The sequence below is a fragment of the Candidatus Zixiibacteriota bacterium genome (assembly GCA_040752815.1).
In the GTDB taxonomy this organism is placed as follows: domain Bacteria; phylum Zixibacteria; class MSB-5A5; order GN15; family FEB-12; genus JAGGTI01.
In genome coordinates, this window is the sequence record JBFMGC010000004.1 from 43,176 (window position 1) to 60,682 (window position 17,507).

The following is a 17,507-nucleotide window of genomic DNA, read 5'->3' on the forward strand; positions in this document are numbered from 1 at the left end:
ACGGACTCAGATAATAACAGTACTCCCCACTTCCGCTACCGACTCGATGATTTCTGGGGTAAGGAACCGCCGAGTATGGGGTTACTCCCGGCTAGTTTGCTCGATCCGAATGACCGGGCAAGTTGGTTCGACATAGAACCAGCCCCAGTAACGACCTGCATACCAATGCGTTAGCGCAATTCAGGAACATAGAGGGTCAACCAAACCGCCGTCGCACCTGGATTGCGCATATCCAATGGGGATTCAGTATGAAACCACTCGGCCGCTTGACATACACAGTAGTCAGCGTTCTTGCTGCCTCACTTAGCGCAATCATGCCTGCTGCTGTGTCGGCCAGCTCCGTGGAATTCGATGTGAACCGGGTGACCGTTTCACAGGGGGACGTCACTGTGGTAAGTTATCCGCTGGATGAAACGATTTCAGTTGGCTCGGGATTGATTCTTCCCGCGCATTCCTGTCTTATCCCTCTCGCCACGCACGAGGAGTTCGCCTCAATACGAATGGACAGAGACGATTCGGTCGATCTGGGAATCTCACTGGCGAATCATCATCGTCTTGACTACACCACATCATCCGAGAATGAGTACACCGCCATGGAAATCGCACACAATGCTGCCGACGGTATCGGAACGCGACCGATGGAGGTGCTCGGTACCGTAATGAGTGCCGACGGTCTCTATGCCGAGGTCCTGTTATTCCCGGTTACGGTGGATGCAAGTGGGAGGCTATGGTTTCATCGGGCGATCGATATCGCTATAGGCGCTCGAATCATAGCCCCAGACAGTATGGTGTCGCGCCGGACGATTATGCAGGACGTTCGAAGCCAGGGCCTATCGAGCGCTATGTCCGGAGAGTCGGACTATCTGATCGTCACCTCCTCTGCGCTCGCCGATGCCATGCAGCCGCTAATCGGTTACCGCATTGAAACCGGATACCGGGCGGCGCTCGAGACGATTGAGAACATCCGCTCGCGGTATTTCGGGCGGGATGCCGCGGAGCAGCTGCGCAATCGGTTGATAGATTTCCATTCGACCGGCGGACGGTATGTGCTTCTGGCCGGAGACGAAACGGTTCTGCCGGTGCGCCATGCGTATCATGGGACCGCGTACTCTCCGGTACCGCTCGATCAACTCCAGGTTTGCGATCTCTACTTTGCCGACGTCAACGGCGAATGGGACGCCGACGGCGACGGTGTCTGGGGCGAGAAGTACGGCGACTCTCCCGACCTGGTGCCGGAGCTTCTGGTGGGCCGGCTGCCCGTCAGCAGTTCTGTTGATGCTGCTAATTATATCGCGAAGTTGATTCAATACGAAACCGATCCCGGCGCGGGCGACCGCGAGTACCTCGAGCGGGCGCTGTTTTTCTCGTCGGATCAGATGCGCGACTTCGGCGACCGCGGTCAACACGGTGAAATCGCGAGCGCCTTTCCGGACCGGTTTGTCATCGATACCGCTTCAGCGGTGGAGTTGGTCACCGGTGATGACGCCAATCCCACCAACCTCGCCCCAAACGAACTGGCGCCGATCATCCGCAGCGGGATGGGGATAATCAACGTAATCGCGCATGGGCGGAGCGATGGCTTTGTGCTCAAATCGTCCGGTTACAACGAATGGCCGAAGACTTACGTGCTTGCCGACAGCGGCGGTTCCGGACATGCAGCGCTTTCGATGTTCTCGGCTAATGAAAGGCCCACTTTCTATTATTCCCTTGCCTGCAACAACGGTGGTTTCGATCTGGACCAGCCGCCGCTGAATCAGGCGGCTCCGTGCGTTGCCGAGGAGCTGATTGTCGACCGCGGTGGCGCGGTTGGTGTAGTCGCCTATTCGCGCTGGGGGTGGATTGGGTCAAGCTACCTTCTGCAGGCGGCGTTTTTCGATTCGCTCTTTGCCCACCCGGAACGGACCGCAGTCGAAGCGCTGTACGCATCGAAAGCGAACATGTACTATTATCGCGACCTGGTTTACGGCCTGAACTTCTTCGGCGATCCCGCCCTGAAGATTTATACGCGGCGACCGGAGAAACCCACCATCAGCTTCACCGACGAGCCGGCCGGGCTCGGTGTGGCGGTAGAAACCGGTTCGCCCGCCGTAGGCTGTCGCCTGGTACTCACCGAAGAGGGCGAAGAGTTGGCGGAATATGTCACTGACGCGGCAGGGCGCACCGTCGTCGATTATCCGATGCAAAGCACCAGCGTCTATCGGCTGACGGCACTGGTCAGCGGCGCCTGTGTCACCCAGGAGGACTTCATTCCGTCGCTAGTGACCGGAGTCCATGATGACCCTGGCGGTTGGTTGCCCTCCCGATTTGCACTTCATCAGAACTATCCAAACCCGTTCAACCCGAGCACAATGATCGAGTTCGAGTTGCCCAGTGCCGACCCGGTACACCTGACCGTCTACAACGTGCTCGGCCAAGTAGTAAAGACACTCGCCGAGGGCAACTTCGAAACAGGCCGGCATACTGTCGTCTGGGATGGAACCGAAGCAGATGGGCGGCCGGTCGCCAGCGGTGTCTACTTCTATCGTCTGCAGGCGGGAGCAGCCACCGCGGTCAGGAAGATGATCCTCGTCCGGTGAGCTGACGTCGCGCAAAGCCGACCGCCAGCGAAATCCCGAGGCCGACCATAAGCAAAAGCCCGCACAGCCATAGAAGCGGGAATTCGTACCACCTGGCGTACTTCCTGAGATAACGGTACATCGACGTGTGCGAGATGATCTTCATGCGGTAGGGGCGCAGGCTGGTCGACGCGCCCACATGATGTTCGACTGTCGCCTTCGGATAATAAAGCAGCCGGTACCCCGCCAGTTTCAGGCGATGGCAATAGTCGACATCGTTAAAGAGAATGGGAAACGACTCGTCCAGGTAACCTACCTCCTCGACCACCGTCCTCGGCAGCAGCATCACGGCGCCCATCGGCTGGTCGACATACATTTCGCCCTTGTGGTCGAACCAGCCCATACGCCAGTGCGAGAACTCCCGGTGATGCGGAAAGAGCCGATCCAGCAGGAGAGCCCGGTAGATGACGTGGCGATACGTTGGTAGCGCGCGAGCCGATTTGTGCGGGCGGCCGTCAAAGTAGACATACCCCGGCCCGATCATGCCGAGCGCGGGTTCGCTCGTCAGCCGTTCAAGAAGGGCCCTGGTGGCTCCCGGGGGGAAGCGAAGATCCTGATTCAGGATGTACAGGAACGCACCTCTCGCCCGGTTCAGGCCGATATTTGCCGCGCGGGCGAAGCCCAGATTGGCGCTGTTTTCCACAAGCTGTGCGCCCGGATAGTTCTCCCTGATGAACTCTACCGAGCCGTCACTAGATCCATTGTCAACGAGAAGTAACTCATACGATGTAAAGGCAAGGTTGTCGGTGAGCGTGCGCATCAGGTCGGGCAGAAAAGCACGGCCGTTAAAGACGATGACAATAGCAGAGATTTCTGGTGTCTGGTCGGTCATATCAGGCGATTCAACAACTGTGCAAATCGTTCCGCCAGCATGTCAGCGGAAAATTGCATGGCATAGGATGACAGGGGATTATAACAGTAGTTACCGTTAACGACATTTCGCACTTCTGCGACCAACATATCGGCAGCGGTGTCAAACGAGTCGTTATGAAAGCGACATACATTCTCGACAGGCGCAGTCACCCGGGCGACCTCGCTATCGGGTCGCGCATATATAAACAGCGGTCGACCGGACGCTATCAACTCGAAGGTTCTCCCCGGCAAGAAACCGGGGCCATCGGCATCAGAGATGCCGAGAAATAAAACGTGAGCCTTGGCCAGGGTGCGAATAGTCTCCTCGCGGCTGAGGCGTCCGCGCAGGTCGAGCGCGATATCCAGGCCGTATTTGTCGACCAAGCCGCGGAACCAGGCCGGATCGATCTGTCCCACCTGAAGCAGGCGAATTCGGCGAGGTGGGTCGGGGAGCTGCGCCCCGGCGAGCGAAAGCAGTTTCAGCAGCGGTTCTACCTCGCGCGTATCGTGCTGGTGTCCCATCAGTCCAATAGTGAACTGCTCTCCCGACGGCGGCGATATCCAGTGCTCGGCGTGCGAGAGATCAAATCCGTTCGGAATCGTCTCCCCCGCTCCGAGGTACTCGATTATTGACGGATTCACTGCGGTTAAGGCGGCAGCCCGTTGTTTGATACTGGCCAGTAGCCGCTCGGCTCTGCGGCGGCGACGAGTATCGCGGAAGACCTCGTCCGCCTTGTAGATCGTCCAGAAATCTCTGAAATCGGCGATCCACGGAACATCAGCGCCTTGCGCAAGCTCCATCCCGATCAAATGCGACGAAACCGGCGGCGACGTGCTTATGATCGCGTGATACTGATTCGCGCGGCAGAGTTTGTGGCCGAGCCGAACAGCGGGCCGTGCCCAGCCGACTTTCGAATCGGGGAAGAACCGCTCGCTGACCGGGCGGGACCGGCTGATTGTCGACGCCCGCACCTGCCGTTTTCCCAGCAGATAAAGCAGCCGCTGGGGATCGCATGAACATGAACGACGGATGCGAGACAAATCGAGCCCGTCAAGCAGCTCCGGTTCATAGGCGCGATAGAGCACCGGCTTCACCGTGAGGATATCACAGTTCCAACCATGCGCCGGCAGGCACTTGAAGAGGTTCAGTGGCCGCCCCACTCCACCCAGACCGAGCGGCGGAAAATAGTAGCAGACCAGAAGCACGCGCCGATTCATGCGGAGCGCCTCGCTATAACTTCGCGGAAGACGTTAATCGTCTCGGCGATGTTGTTCTCGAAGATACCTCTTTGTTCGATCATCTCGGCATTTCGGAGACGCATTTTCTCAAAATCCTGGTCCGCTGTCAGAATACGGGAAATCACCGACGACAAACTCTGTACGTCCGAGAGGTCAAAGAGAAAGCCGGAGTCTTTCGTCACCCATTCGCGCACGCCGGGGATATCGCCGATCACAGGGATCAGTCCCAGCCCCATGGCTTCGAGCAGAGACGCCGGCGATGAATCAGAAATCGCAGCCGAAAGGTATACGTCGTGCCCCGCGACGAACTCGAGATACTCCGGCCGCGGCAGCTTCTCGTAAAAAGCCACTCCCCGGCTGACCCGATGCGCTGCCTCATCCTTAAACCTCATCAGGAGTCCCCCGAAGTTAGGAAAAGTCAAGGTCACTTCGCCGGAATTGCACAGATCGGCCAATGCACGAATGATGAACATGTTGTTGTACACCTCTTCATGCGGGCGCGGCGCCAGTATCCTCAGCGGGCGCGACAAGCTCATATTAGCACGTCGATATACCAAGTAATTCCGTTCAATCCCCCAGGCAATCGTTCTCGAATCACGCAGTTTGCCGATCTTGCTCGCCTCTTCCAGAATGAAGTCCGAATCGGCCAACACGCAGTCGGCCGATTCGAGCGCCAGTTTGGTCTTGTGGCGGTGAAATACCGACTTGTGCGGCCCGATCAAAATGTCGGAGCCCCACAGTTGCAGCACGATCGGCAACGAACTCCGCCGGTCGGCCAGCGCCGCCAGGAATCCGTAGCCGGAGGCGAAGTGCGGATTGACAATATCCGGCCGAGAACGCCTGAACAATGCGCGTACCTCCGACGCTCCCAGAGCATAGTGTAGCGCCTTGATCGGCCCGCGCCGACGCAGGGCATGATGCGGCATGGCGCCGGACTCGAGCGATGCCGTCAGCACTTCGCAGCCCTGGCGCTCCAGTTCGGCGGCATATCGTTCGGTGTGGAAGGCTCGGCTGTCCGCGAGCACCAATACCCGCAATGGCCGCTCGGTCATAGCAGGCGGCCCAGCCATGAGTATCGCCGCCAGCAGGGATACCGATAGACATCTCCACCCCATTTCATCTTATAGGCGGTCAGACTTTCGGCGTCAACGGGTGTCGCACCAAGATTGAGTATCCTGACTCCGCGCAGGGCGAGCTCGCGTGCGAGCGAATACGTAATCAGCTGGTTCGGCTTCAGTGACGAGAAACGCTTGTCGAAGTACACCTGCCAGTTGAGCAGCATGTCGCCCTCGACAAAGTAGATATGTGACGCCGCCAGTTCGTCGCCCTGCTCGCACACGAGCCAGCGAATGCGCATGTCGGTCATCGCGAGACGCCCCAACGCCCGGTAGAACTCGCCCGAGTACCGGGGTACCCGGCCATGTCGTTTTTCGGTACGGGACATGAGGTCGAGGAACGGATCGAGATGTCGGTTCAGGCTGAAATCCCGCACAGGTACTTCTTCGCGGAGAGCCTTGCGGATTTCAGACTGGAGCTTCTTGTCCGGCGGCAGCCAGTTGCCCGATCCAATATCCACTTGGTTGGTCTCACACTCTATCCGCTCATAGCCGGCGACTGTGCCTAACTGACCGTAATAGTCATGGATGTATACTTTGCTAAACGTCTGCGATGCAATCGAGGCAGCGAATTGTCCGACAATCGCCGCCTTGTCGGCTGCTCCCTCAAGAAAGTGCGCCCTGGTATAAAGCCCGTCGGGCATCGCCTGCAGCCTGGCCAGGCGGCCCGTCCCAAACTGCACGCTCGGTAGAACGGCTATCAGCTTCTCACGCTCGAACCAGGCCCAGTACACGGCGAGACCACCCATAGTCTCCCAAAGTGACACAAACGTCGGCGAACCAAGAAGCGTCCGGCGTTGCAGCCAGACCGCCGCGTGGGACGGCAGCTCTTCGGTCAGAAGTCTGCGCACGTGTGTCACTTGCGCACCAGCAGGAATTTTCCGCGGCCTACGTTGCCTAGTTCGTCGGTGAGCACGAACAAGTATACCCCCGAGGCCACGGGTTCGCCTGAATCGTTGCGGCCGTCCCACACCGGCTCGGCCGTCTCCGCCACAAGTTCGCCGGCAACAGTGAAAATCCGAAGGCGCGCGTTGCCCGAGAAATTGAAATTGAGCAGGTCCTCGGCCGAGGTTATCACATAGGGATTGGGAAAAGCGTAGGCTTCGGCTACTTTATCGGTCGGCGGACCTATTGTTGACAAGACCACCGAGACTCCGGAAGAAGTTGCCACGTACAAATTCCCTGTAGTGTTGTCAAAGGTCAGATTGTTGACAAAATCCGCCAGCAGACCGCTGTTGCGCTCGGTGTAGACCGTGATTTCGCCGTTCAGATAATCAACTCGCCCCAGCCCGTTCTTGGCTCCGATCCAAGCGTTGCCGCGGCTGTCGAACTCAAGCGCCGTGATGTCCGGCCCGAACCCGGCGGGCAGCGTGACCTCGACAAAACTCTCGATGCTGAGATCGAATCGCGATATACCGAGACTGGCGCCCACCCAAAGCTCCCCCTTCGGCGAGAAACGCACCACCCGCACAACGTCGGAGTTGATGCGATACCGGAAGTTCGGATGCGCCTCGTAATAGTGGTTCAGAGTGTCATCGGCCTTGTTGAACGGGTCGGCCCCGTAATAATAGTAAAAGACCCCGGCCAGACCGGAACCGACCGCGATGGCGTGATTATACTCATCGACCGAGACCATTTGGCCGCCATTGAGACCGTCACTGACCCCCAGCGTGGTCCACCCGCTGATGCTGTCCATTTCGTCCAGGGCGGCGATAGCCAGGCGGGTGTCGTCGCGCGGCTCGAAATTGACACCGAAGAAATAGTTGTCAGTGATCTTGAGGTCAAAGCACACGACATAATTCGATCCAACGCTGCCGGCCTCCTGCAGAGTGGAATTCAACGCCGTGAACTGCGCTACGGTATCGCCAATCCGTGACATCCCGGCGCCGAACGTCGCCACGTAGAAATTCCCGTTACGGTCGGCCTGCATGGCCAGTCCCCGGCTACGGACGTTGACCGGCCAGTGCACCCATTGGTCCCCCTGCTGCTCGTACGGCCCGTCGACGCGAAAGAGAAACATCAGGCGGTTATCAGGCGAACGGGTCACGTCGACTACATCATTATCAGGCAGACCCGTGTACGGGTATGCGGCATAGTCCGTGCCGACCTGGTAGTAAAGCCCACCGTCAACTCGCCCGAACCACCGCGTACCCTGAAAGACCGCCCCGCAGCGGGCTCCGCCGGACATGCCTGGCGTGGCGATACTGGACACGGCGCCGCTTTTTACAACACCGACCACAAAGCGCGCGAAGGTAAATAGCGAGTCATTTCGGACCGTCAACTGGTAAACCGGGCGCCCCACGGAGAACGGCATCTGCGTGAACGAATTCAAGGCATCATTCCACCAAAACAGGCCGAAATCAGTACCGACATAGACACGACCCTCGAACACAGCGACACAGCGAATTGTATCCCCACCCAGCTCGGGATAATCGGTGTATCGATAACCAATCCAATTAGCCGGCGATTTCAATGCCAGATGGTTGGTGCGTTTAGCGGTCGCCAGACCAGCCGAGGTAGCCAGATAGATGCTGTCGCCGGAGACTGCGATATCAAGCACCAGCGGCGCGGGGTTGAGATCGTCGAATAATTGGAAGGCATCTTGTATTTGGCCGCCGCCGATAACTTTGGAAAAGAGGATCAGGCCGACATCACACCCGACCCACAGGGCGTCGCCGTCGTCGACCACCCGCACCAGGCGGAACGGATCGCCCTCGTTGTCGACTACGGGATACATCATAGTGGCGGCCCCGTCCCACCTGACCAGCCGGCCTTTCCCAGCGACCCAGGTGGAGCCACCAGCGTCCTGAATGATGTCGCCGATATCAACTGTGCCGAGATCGCTCAGGTTGGTGTACTGGCGACCGGGTCGAGCGGCATCGGTTATGGCGAGCAAACCGCCCGAAGTAACCACATAGAGGGTGTCGTCAATCACGGCCATGCGGCGGGCATCGGAAAACGATGTCAGGCTTCGCCACTCGTACGCGCGCGCAACCGCACTCGAGATCCCGAGTACGACAACTGCCGCGATTGCTAGGTTGCGCGTGATGCTCTCACCTTTTTCAGAACCCATGCCAGGGGCAATATAACGGCCAGAACGAGCGTGATCAAGAACGACAACTTGCCGGCGACGTCACCCGTGCGAGTGAACAACGAAAACCCGTCCAGGAGGCTGATCTTCGCCGTCAGTGGGGACACTGCGTCGAGCGGCAGTTGCTCGCGTATGCGGCCGTGGGCATCGACCACGTAACTGAGACCGCTGTTGGCGGCGCGCACACCCCAGCAGCGGTTCTCTACCGCGCGAGTGACAAACACCCGGGAGTGCATGTGGATGCCGACCGAGTGGCCGAACCAGGTATCGTTGGTGATCTCCACTATGAAATCGGCGCCGTCAAGAATCAGCTTCCGAACATACTCCGGGAACGTGACCTCGTAGCAGATCAGCGGGCCGAACAGTGAGCCGGACGCTTCGAACAACATCGCCGAGTCGCCCGGATAGAAATCCGACCAGAAGGGAACATCGTAAGTCTCGATGAAGGACAGATACCGGGTGATGAATTCCTTTCGCAGAAACGGGAGTTGGTCCTGGTACGGCGACTGTTCGGTAAACGGCACCAGCTTGACCTTGTCGTATCGTCCGCCCTGTCTGCCGGTCGAATCAAAGAAGTAAGCGGAGTTGAAGTGACGCCAGTTCTCGCCCAGGCGCATGGCCCCCAGGGCTCCGACCAGGTGACAGGTTGACATATCAGCAGCGAGATTCGCAAGTTGGGAGCGACGGGCCTCGTCGTGCGACACGTAGCTGGGGGCGGCGGTTTCCGGCCACACCACGAGATTGACTCTTTCACCCAGCGAGCGGGCCAGCGAATCATACAGCTTGAAGCTGTATTCCTCGTTATCCTCGGCCCACTTCACATTGACCGGCACCGAGCCCTGCAGGATCGCGACCGGGTACTTGCCCGGTATCTGAATCGGCGGAGTGACCGCCCAGCCGCAGGCGATCAACAGCACGACAATCCCCAGCGAAACCCAGCCGGCAGTGACCCGGCGGGCGATATCTACCTCGCGCCTCAGTATCTGCCACAGCAGGATATTGACCACCAGAATGAGAAACGACAGGCCGTGGACGCCGATCAGAGACACTACCTGCAGAATGTACAGGTAGTAGCTCTGGGTGTAACCGAGATCAGACCACGGGAAAGCAAACTCGGAGAGTGTGCGAAAGTATTCTAGCCCGACCCAGAGAAAGGGCAGGGCGACAATTCCGTAGATCGGTTTGAACCGGTACAGCTTGTTGAAGATGCTGAAGATCGCGGCAAAGTAAAGCGAGACAATTGCCACGGCCGAGAATACTCCCGGCGGCGATACCTGCGCGACCCAGTAAAGCGAGAAGGCATTAAAACAGAACGCAAACAGATAGGCCGAGCTGAAGGCGGCTCGTCCCGGCATGCGCGATATGATCATGATCGGCCGCACGAGCGAGAACCACGCGAGAAAGCCGGGCCAGTCGGGATAAAACGCCAGGGACAGAAGAAACGCCCAGATCGTCAATTCCAGGCGTCGCTTTCTGACCTCCACGTCCCGGGGGAGGATCAAATCACCGAGTCGTTTAAGAAATCCAGCCAGAATGGAACCTCAAAGTCTGGTATAGTAGACATCCCTGGCGCGCGGTGCTTGCCGTACAAGCCGGCAGATGTGGACATCTGCCGGGCACGGTAGCATAAACGGCCCAATATCGGGCATCTGCCGGGCACTCTTGGTGCGTGGTGCACGTCCCCGTCCACCACGTCGGTCGAAACAACGACCAATCACGCGCCCACCAGGTGCAGCGTGCCGAGCAGATTCTGCACCTGCGGCATGATGTCGAGCCCGGTCATAAACCCAAGTCCGCCGCCGGTACAGGCCCTTTCCGAAAACGCCTTCACGCTGTCCACCCGCACGCCCCGGCCATGAAACATGATCGGCACCGGGTCCGCCGAGTGGGCTTTCATCTCACACGGCGTGCTGTGATCGGCGGTCCACACCAACAGCGTATCCTCGCCGAGACCGGACAATATCGGCACGGCGCGGTCGATCTTCTCGATAAAGTCACGCTTACCGTTATAGTTGCCATCCTCGCCCAGCGAATCGGCCGCTTTCACGTGCACGAACGCGAAATCGTAAATCCGCAGACTGTCCACTGCCAGCTTGAACTTGTTTTCGATATTCGTGTCGGGTAGCGCGGTCGCGCCGGGGACATCGAGAATGTCCATACCGAGATAGGCTCCCACGCCTTTGTACAAGCCGCCGCCGGCTATACAGCAGGCCTTGAGGCCGTACTTCTGTTGGAAGCCGGGCGCCTCTTTGTACTGCCCCGCTCCGCGCACCAACAGGTAATTAGCAGGCAATTCCCCACGGGAGACCCGCTCTTTGTTCAGGGAGTGCTCGCTGAGTACGTCGTATGATTTGGCGAGAAATCGGTTGAGAACGTCCGCGGTCTTCTTCGCTTCGGGAGTGTTGACGGTGGGCGTTACGTCACGAAGCGGAAGGTCTGCCTTATGCGGATCGGCGTCGATGATAGCGTCAGACAGTCCCGCTCCTCTCATGATCACCCCAGCACGGTGGGCTGTCCCCGGCCTAACGATAAACGTCACATCGTCAATTTTCATGCCGTCGAGAGCCTCACACAGCGGGGCCACCACACGGATTCGTCCGGCTCGACGATCGGTAATCATGCCGTTCACAACGGTCCCCATATTGCCGCGCAGGGCGACATCGCCCCCCTTGAGTTTCATACCAAGTCCGGCGACTTCTATTGGTCCGCGGCCGGAATAGTATTTGGCGATGTCATAGCCGAAAATAGTCAGGTGAGCGGTGTCGCTGCCGGGGGTGTGCCCGCGCCCGAGCGTATGCATCATGCCGCACTCGCTCTCGGTCGCGAGACGGTCGAGATTAGGCGTCCGGGCAGCCTCGAGCGGTGTCAGTCCGCCCAGCTCCGGCACCGGACGGTCGCCCAGCCCGTCGCAAATCACGATGACAACCTTCTTGAGCATTAGCTTTCCCTTTCAAGCCTGTGAATCGGTTAGCGCATGATGGCGCTCAGACCAGGACGACCTTATGATCGCCTTTAATAATCTCGCCGATCTCGTACCCCCGTTCGCCCTGCTCGGCCAGCCTATCGATCACCGGGCCGACCGCCTCGGGAGCCACCACAATGATATACCCCACCCCCATGTTAAACGCCCGATACATCTCTTCGTCGTCGATTTCTCCTTCCTTCTGCAGGAAATCGAATATCGGCGGGATCGGCATGACATGTCGCCGGATTCTCGCCGACAGCCGGTCCGGCAGGATCCGGTTCAAATTGCCCGGTATTCCGCCGCCGGTGATATGCGCCATCCCTTTGATCTGGTGGTCTTTCAGCAGCGGGTGAATCACGGGGGCATAGCAGCGGTGCACCTGCATGAGGGCATGCTCGATGGTCATATTACTGTCGGGAAGCAGGTCGCCCGGCTCGAGCCCGGCGATGTCAAAAACTACTTTTCGCGCCAGGGAATACCCGTTGGTATGAAGGCCGTTCGACGCCAGCCCGATACATATGTCACCCACCCGAATCGATGAACCGTTGACGATGTGATGCTCATCGACCGCCCCCACGATAAACCCGGCCAGATCGTATTCGCCGGGGGCGTAGAAATCCGGCATTTCGGCGGTCTCACCGCCCAAAAGCGCCATCCCGACTTTCTGACATCCATGACTGAAGCCAGCGACAATGTCCGCGATTACGTCCGGTCTCAACTTGCCGGTAGCGATATAGTCGAGAAAAAACAGCGGCCGGGCGCCGTGGACCAGGATGTCATTCACACAGTGGTTGACCAGATCCTCGCCGACCGTGTCATGCTTTCCGGTCATGAAGGCGAGTTTGAGCTTGGTGCCGACACCGTCGGCCGACGCAATCAGCACCGGGCTTTTGAGCCCTTTGAAATCCGGCCGAAAGAAGCCCCCGAATGAGCCGATTTCGCTCAGCACCTGGCTGTTGAAGGTCTTGCGCGCCAGCGCCTTGATTCGCTCCACCGCCTGGTCACCGGCCTTGATATCGACCCCGGCCTCGGCGTAGGTGATACCTTTCCTGCGAGGGGGCTTATCCATGGGCGGGAAGGTATTGGAGCGTGGGTAGGAAGTCAACCTTTTGGTCTGATGGGGATGCTGACTCCTGTAGGACAGGACCGCTTCAATCCCGCCAGTGATAAGGACTAAATGGCAGAATCACTCCGCCGTTGCGCGGCAGGATACTACGGTCGGCTAAACGGTTGAGTGTCACCCTCCGACTGGCTCAGGGTAAGTTTGGATGTATGTGTGTCATTAGGATTACGGGATGGCCGCCTGCGGAACTGATTCCACACCCAGCGGCGTCACCACACGCACCCCGCGCTCACGGCCACTCTTGTCGCGGTAAACCAGCAGCGACTCAAACATCTCTCCCGTCCCGGCCGAACCGAACATCGACTGCAGCGAAAACGAAACGGCGAACACGCCGTCTTCCACTCGTCGATTCACTCGCTTGACAAGCAGACTCGGCGACGGCGACGGGAACCAATCCAGCACATCTTTTGCAGCGACCTCGGGACTGGACAGATACAGAGTGACAATCATCGCTTTGTCGTTGGTGGAATCGGGCGATAATTCGGCTTGCGCCGACCATCCGGCACGATCGGAAGCGACCGGCAGTAGTTCCTGCAACGCACGAAATCGCAACGCGTGTGTGCTTGTTTGAACTGACAATGAGTGAACGCCTGCCATCGGCAGATCGAGCGTGAGCGTCGCCTTGCCGGGGATGCATTCGTCGTGGCAGACCATCCAGTTTACTTGCGCACCCAGCCGGACCGCCGCGCCGGGTTCGATGTTATCGGGTGGTCTGACCTCGGCGGTCAACAGCACCGAATCGACATATCCGTAGGTGGTCAGAGGACCGTTTTCAACAAAGCGGGTCGGTATCGGCCATTGGAGTTCGCCTACTGACCAGCCATCGGGGACCGTCCAGCGTATGTCGGTCGGCAGACCGGCGTCGCCGGAATACTTCCAATACACGTGCCACTCGGGATCGATTTTGAGCAGGACACCAACCTCGAACGGTTCACCCATTCGCGCCGTATCGGTAGACGCAACCAACTCGGCCCAGACCGGGTGGCGAGCCGTTTCGTCGCCGCAACCCGCAGAGACGAGCAACGCACACGCCGCCAGGCCGAGCGATAACGTCAAAAACCGGATGCGTTTCGGCATCAACCTACTGGGCGTACTTGACACCGCAGCCGTACGGTTTGGTTTCGGCTACTGTCACCGGCTTGCCCGCGAAAATGTCGTCGAGCGCCTGGCTAACGTAACTGACCTTGCCCTTGGCATCTTTCTGATTCTGCGGGTCATCGTCCACAGCACCAGCGTAGCGGAGAACGCCATCCGGAGTGATAATGTAGACATGCGGCGTGGTCTTGGCGCCGTACATCTTGCCGACGGCGCCGGTAGGGTCAAGCAGGATGGGATGCTGGATCGACCACTTGGACTTGCGCTCGACATCGCCGCCGAACTGCGGATGGTCGGGGTTGGTCGAGTTGATGGCAATGAATGCAACATTACGTTTGTCGTAGGCGGCGTACAGGTTGCCGAACGTATGGTTGACTTCAAAGTGGCGGATGACAACCGGACAGTTGGCATTGAACCAGTAGAGAACGACCGTCTTGCCGGCGTCGAGATACTGCTTCAGAGTGTGGGTCTTGCCGTCGGTATCCGGCAGACTGAATACCGGCGCGGGCTTGCCGATTTCGGCGACTGGCGATACGGTTGTAGCCGGCTCGGTATTGGCTTTTGCATCGTTATCGGCATGGCCGGACGAGATGGCGACAAGTGTCAGCGCCGCCAAAGCGCCGGCGTACTTTGCAACTGATGACATAGAGACTCCTTTGGTGTGAAAGGTCACGGCTCGTACGCAGGCGGTCTAACGAGGACCCATGAAGCCCGCGAATGAGGTCCAGGTAACAGGCCCTAAACGTGCGAGCCCGGGCGGGAGTTCCAGGGGGATTCGTGGGCGGTCGAAGACGTTCGACACCCGATCCGTTGCGGACGAGGACCCCCGATCAGGTCGACAGCAAGCGTCCACCACGCACCGATCCAATCGGCAGAATCACTCCCCCGAAGCGGGGGAGGATTCTCCTTACGACTTACTCATCAGTACGCGGCAGATGAGGGCATCTGCCGGGCACCTTACGCCGCGCAACGACTATTCTCCAAACCTGCTCACACCTGGTGCTTCTGGGCATCCATGACCGCGATCGCCGCCATGTCGACAATCTCGCCGACATCGAGCGTACGATGCAGCACGTGGACCGGTCGGGACAGGCCCATCAGAATAGGACCGATGCCCTTGAGTCCGCCCAAGTTCAGCGCCAGCTTGTAGGCGATGTTGCCTGAGTTCAGGTCCGGGAAGATCAGCACGTTGGCCTCCTCGGTCAGTCGTGAGAAGGGGAAGTGCCGCTTCAAATAGTCGGGCATAAGCGCGGTATCGAGCTGCATCTCGCCGTCGACCATCAGCTCGGGCGCCTTCTCCCGTACCAGCCGGGTGGCCAGCGCCACTTTGTTCGATTCCGGCAGCGGAGCCGAACCAAAGTTGGAGAACGAGAGCATGGCGATGCGCGGTTTCATGTTAAACCCGCGCGCGACCTTGGCGGCGCCGATCGCGATCTCGGCCAGTTCCTCGGCGGTCGGGTTGATGTTGACCGTCGTATCGGCAAACAGGTACAGTTTGGAATCTTTCACCAGTGCATACAGGCCCGAAACGCGGGTCACGCCGGGACTGAGATCGATCATCTGCAATGCCGGTCGGATCGTGTGGGGGTAATCCGATGTCACCCCCGACAGGACCGCGTCACAGTCGCCCTGGGCCAGCATCATGATGCCGAAATAGGTGCGGCTCAGCATCTGGTCTCGGGCTTTTTCGAGAGTCACCCCTTTGCGGCAGCGCCGCTTGTAGTAGGCTTCGGCATAGCTCTCAAGCTTGGGCGACGAAATAGGATCGATAATAGTGATACCGGTGAGGTCGATTTCGTATTTCACCGCCAGTTTCCTAATATCGTCCAACTTACCAAGAACGATCGGTTTGGCGATACCTTCCTGCTCGACAATCTTGGCCGCCCGGATGATGCGACTGGAATCGCCTTCCGGGAAGACCACGCGCTTGGGAGACTTCTTGGCCTTGTCGAAAACCACGTTCATGAAGATGCGGCCCTGGCCGATTCGACCTTCGAGCTGTTTTTTGTACTCGTCGATATCGATCGGCGCCTGGGCGACACCGCTGTCCATGGCCGCTTTCGCGACTGCCGAGGCCTCCCACACCAGCACGCGGCTGTCGAACGGTTTCGGGATGATATACTCCCGGCCGAATCGGAAGTATTCGACCCCGTACGCCTTGGCGACATTTTCAGGAACGTCTTCCTTGGCGAGCCGCGCCAGGGCGTGGACGGCGGCGATTTTCATCTCCTCATTGATCGCAGTGGCATGGACATCGAGCGCACCGCGGAAAATAAACGGGAAGCCGAGCACGTTGTTGACCTGGTTGGGATAATCCGAGCGACCGGTCGCCATGATTGCGTCCTTGCGGACCGCTACTACGTCGGGATAAGTGATCTCCGGGTCGGGATTAGCCATAGCGAACAGGATTGGATCCTTGGCCATCTTCTTGACCATGTCCTGCGTGACCAGATCCTTCACGGAAACGCCCACGAACACATCGGCGTCAACAAGGGCATCGGCAATGGTCCGGCAATTGGTTTTGCGGACGAACTGCGCTTTGTACTTGTTCCACTTCTCATCGCGTCCCTCATACATCACGCCCTTGGAATCGACCATAAGTATGTTATCAGGCTTGACCCCGAGCGAAATGTAGAGCTTGGCGCAGGCGATACCGGCGGCGCCGGCTCCTGAGTAAACCACCCGGACTTTGCTGATATCTTTGTTGACCAATTCCAATGCATTGAGCAGCGCGGCCGCGGAAATAATCGCCGTGCCGTGCTGGTCATCGTGGAAGACCGGAATTTTCATTGTCGCCTTGAGGGTCTCTTCGATATAGAAACACTCCGGTCCCTTGATGTCCTCGAGATTGATACCGCCGAAAGTCGGCTCCAGCAGTTGACACGCCTTGATGACCTCATCGGGATCCTCGGTGGCGAGTTCAATATCGAACACGTCGATATCGGCAAACCTCTTGAAAAGAACGCCTTTGCCTTCCATGACCGGCTTACCGGCGGCGGCGCCGATATTGCCCAGTCCAAGCACCGCGGTGCCGTTGGAGACCACCGCAACCAGATTCCCCTTGGCGGTGTACTTGTAAACGTCGGCCGGGTTCTGATGAATCATTTTGCAGGGCTCGGCAACCCCGGGGGTATAGGCGAGCGATAAGTCGACCTGCGTACTGCACGGTTTAGTGGGGCGGACTTCGATCTTGCCCCGTTTGCCTTGCGAGTGGTAATCCAGAGCCTGTTGTCTGGTAATCATATAGTTCTATCTCCTGTCGCCGGGCCTTGCCGGTTTTTCACGTCCTAAAACGACGCAATAAAGGACCTGTCGGGGACAGGTCAAGCGGTTTCGGGCGGGGACAAAGGCGGCTTACGATGCACCAGTGAACTCAGCATAACCGACACGCCTCTATCGGCTTAGGATCTGG

General features: G+C 58.6%; 12 protein-coding genes. 1 reads left to right on the forward strand and 11 read right to left on the reverse strand.

Features of this window, described 5'->3' with window-relative positions:
- Nucleotides 1-248: 248 nt before the first annotated feature.
- A complete protein-coding gene (locus tag AB1772_02120; GenBank protein MEW5795134.1) occupies nucleotides 249-2,576 on the forward strand; it encodes a C25 family cysteine peptidase in 2,328 nt (775 codons plus the stop codon).
- Here AB1772_02120 and AB1772_02125 read toward each other — a convergent pair.
- The 11 genes from AB1772_02125 to AB1772_02175 all read right to left on the reverse strand — a co-directional run bounded on the left by AB1772_02125 (nucleotide 2,551) and on the right by AB1772_02175 (nucleotide 17,338).
- Nucleotides 2,551-3,447 (reverse strand): glycosyltransferase family 2 protein, encoded by an 897-nt coding sequence (locus AB1772_02125; GenBank protein MEW5795135.1) that lies wholly within the window; start codon nucleotides 3,445-3,447, stop codon nucleotides 2,551-2,553. The genes AB1772_02120 and AB1772_02125 overlap by 26 nt on opposite strands.
- Nucleotides 3,444-4,685 (reverse strand): hypothetical protein, encoded by a 1,242-nt coding sequence (locus AB1772_02130; protein MEW5795136.1) that lies wholly within the window; start codon nucleotides 4,683-4,685, stop codon nucleotides 3,444-3,446. Before AB1772_02130 ends, AB1772_02125 begins: the two co-directional genes overlap by 4 nt.
- Nucleotides 4,682-5,776: a glycosyltransferase gene (locus AB1772_02135; protein ID MEW5795137.1), complete on the reverse strand. Its 1,095-nt coding sequence runs from the start codon at nucleotides 5,774-5,776 to the stop codon at nucleotides 4,682-4,684. The genes AB1772_02130 and AB1772_02135 overlap by 4 nt, the downstream gene beginning before the upstream one ends.
- A complete protein-coding gene (locus AB1772_02140) occupies nucleotides 5,755-6,672 on the reverse strand; it encodes a GNAT family N-acetyltransferase (protein ID MEW5795138.1) in 918 nt (305 codons plus the stop codon). Before AB1772_02140 ends, AB1772_02135 begins: the two co-directional genes overlap by 22 nt.
- A 5-nt stretch (nucleotides 6,673-6,677) precedes the next feature.
- The gene (locus AB1772_02145) at nucleotides 6,678-8,894 is read right to left on the reverse strand and encodes a hypothetical protein (GenBank protein ID MEW5795139.1); all 2,217 of its coding nucleotides are present in this window, start codon (nucleotides 8,892-8,894) and stop codon (nucleotides 6,678-6,680) included.
- On the reverse strand, nucleotides 8,855-10,414 hold the full coding sequence (lnt, locus tag AB1772_02150; protein ID MEW5795140.1) for an apolipoprotein N-acyltransferase: 1,560 nt from the start codon (nucleotides 10,412-10,414) through the stop codon (nucleotides 8,855-8,857). Before lnt ends, AB1772_02145 begins: the two co-directional genes overlap by 40 nt.
- A gap of 212 nt (nucleotides 10,415-10,626) precedes the next feature.
- Nucleotides 10,627-11,850 (reverse strand): 2,3-bisphosphoglycerate-independent phosphoglycerate mutase, encoded by a 1,224-nt coding sequence (gene apgM / locus AB1772_02155; protein ID MEW5795141.1) that lies wholly within the window; start codon nucleotides 11,848-11,850, stop codon nucleotides 10,627-10,629.
- A 46-nt stretch (nucleotides 11,851-11,896) separates the two neighbouring features.
- Nucleotides 11,897-12,946 (reverse strand): phosphoribosylformylglycinamidine cyclo-ligase, encoded by a 1,050-nt coding sequence (purM, locus tag AB1772_02160; protein MEW5795142.1) that lies wholly within the window; start codon nucleotides 12,944-12,946, stop codon nucleotides 11,897-11,899.
- Nucleotides 12,947-13,165: 219 nt separating this feature from the next.
- The gene (locus AB1772_02165) at nucleotides 13,166-14,077 is read right to left on the reverse strand and encodes a protein-disulfide reductase DsbD domain-containing protein (protein ID MEW5795143.1); all 912 of its coding nucleotides are present in this window, start codon (nucleotides 14,075-14,077) and stop codon (nucleotides 13,166-13,168) included.
- 4 nt (nucleotides 14,078-14,081) lie between these two features.
- Complete coding sequence (locus AB1772_02170) at nucleotides 14,082-14,741, reverse strand: thioredoxin family protein (GenBank protein MEW5795144.1); 660 nt, start codon at nucleotides 14,739-14,741, stop codon at nucleotides 14,082-14,084.
- 344 nt (nucleotides 14,742-15,085) lie between these two features.
- Entirely contained in the window at nucleotides 15,086-17,338 is a 2,253-nt protein-coding gene (locus tag AB1772_02175; GenBank protein ID MEW5795145.1) for an NADP-dependent malic enzyme, read from the reverse strand.
- Nucleotides 17,339-17,507: the final 169 nt, after the last annotated feature.

What these genes read in the sequence shown, in the direction of transcription:
- AB1772_02120 (MEW5795134.1), top strand. Translation starts at nt 249, where the DNA reads ATGAAACCACTCGGCCGCTTGACATACACAGTAGTCAGCGTTCTTGCT.
- AB1772_02125 (MEW5795135.1), bottom strand. Translation starts at nt 3,447, where the DNA reads ATGACCGACCAGACACCAGAAATCTCTGCTATTGTCATCGTCTTTAAC.
- AB1772_02130 (MEW5795136.1), bottom strand. Translation starts at nt 4,685, where the DNA reads ATGAATCGGCGCGTGCTTCTGGTCTGCTACTATTTTCCGCCGCTCGGT.
- AB1772_02135 (MEW5795137.1), bottom strand. Translation starts at nt 5,776, where the DNA reads ATGGCTGGGCCGCCTGCTATGACCGAGCGGCCATTGCGGGTATTGGTG.
- AB1772_02145 (MEW5795139.1), bottom strand. Translation starts at nt 8,894, where the DNA reads ATGGGTTCTGAAAAAGGTGAGAGCATCACGCGCAACCTAGCAATCGCG.
- apgM (MEW5795141.1), bottom strand. Translation starts at nt 11,850, where the DNA reads ATGCTCAAGAAGGTTGTCATCGTGATTTGCGACGGGCTGGGCGACCGT.
- purM (MEW5795142.1), bottom strand. Translation starts at nt 12,946, where the DNA reads ATGGATAAGCCCCCTCGCAGGAAAGGTATCACCTACGCCGAGGCCGGG.
- AB1772_02165 (MEW5795143.1), bottom strand. Translation starts at nt 14,077, where the DNA reads ATGCCGAAACGCATCCGGTTTTTGACGTTATCGCTCGGCCTGGCGGCG.
- AB1772_02170 (MEW5795144.1), bottom strand. Translation starts at nt 14,741, where the DNA reads ATGTCATCAGTTGCAAAGTACGCCGGCGCTTTGGCGGCGCTGACACTT.
- AB1772_02175 (MEW5795145.1), bottom strand. Translation starts at nt 17,338, where the DNA reads ATGATTACCAGACAACAGGCTCTGGATTACCACTCGCAAGGCAAACGG.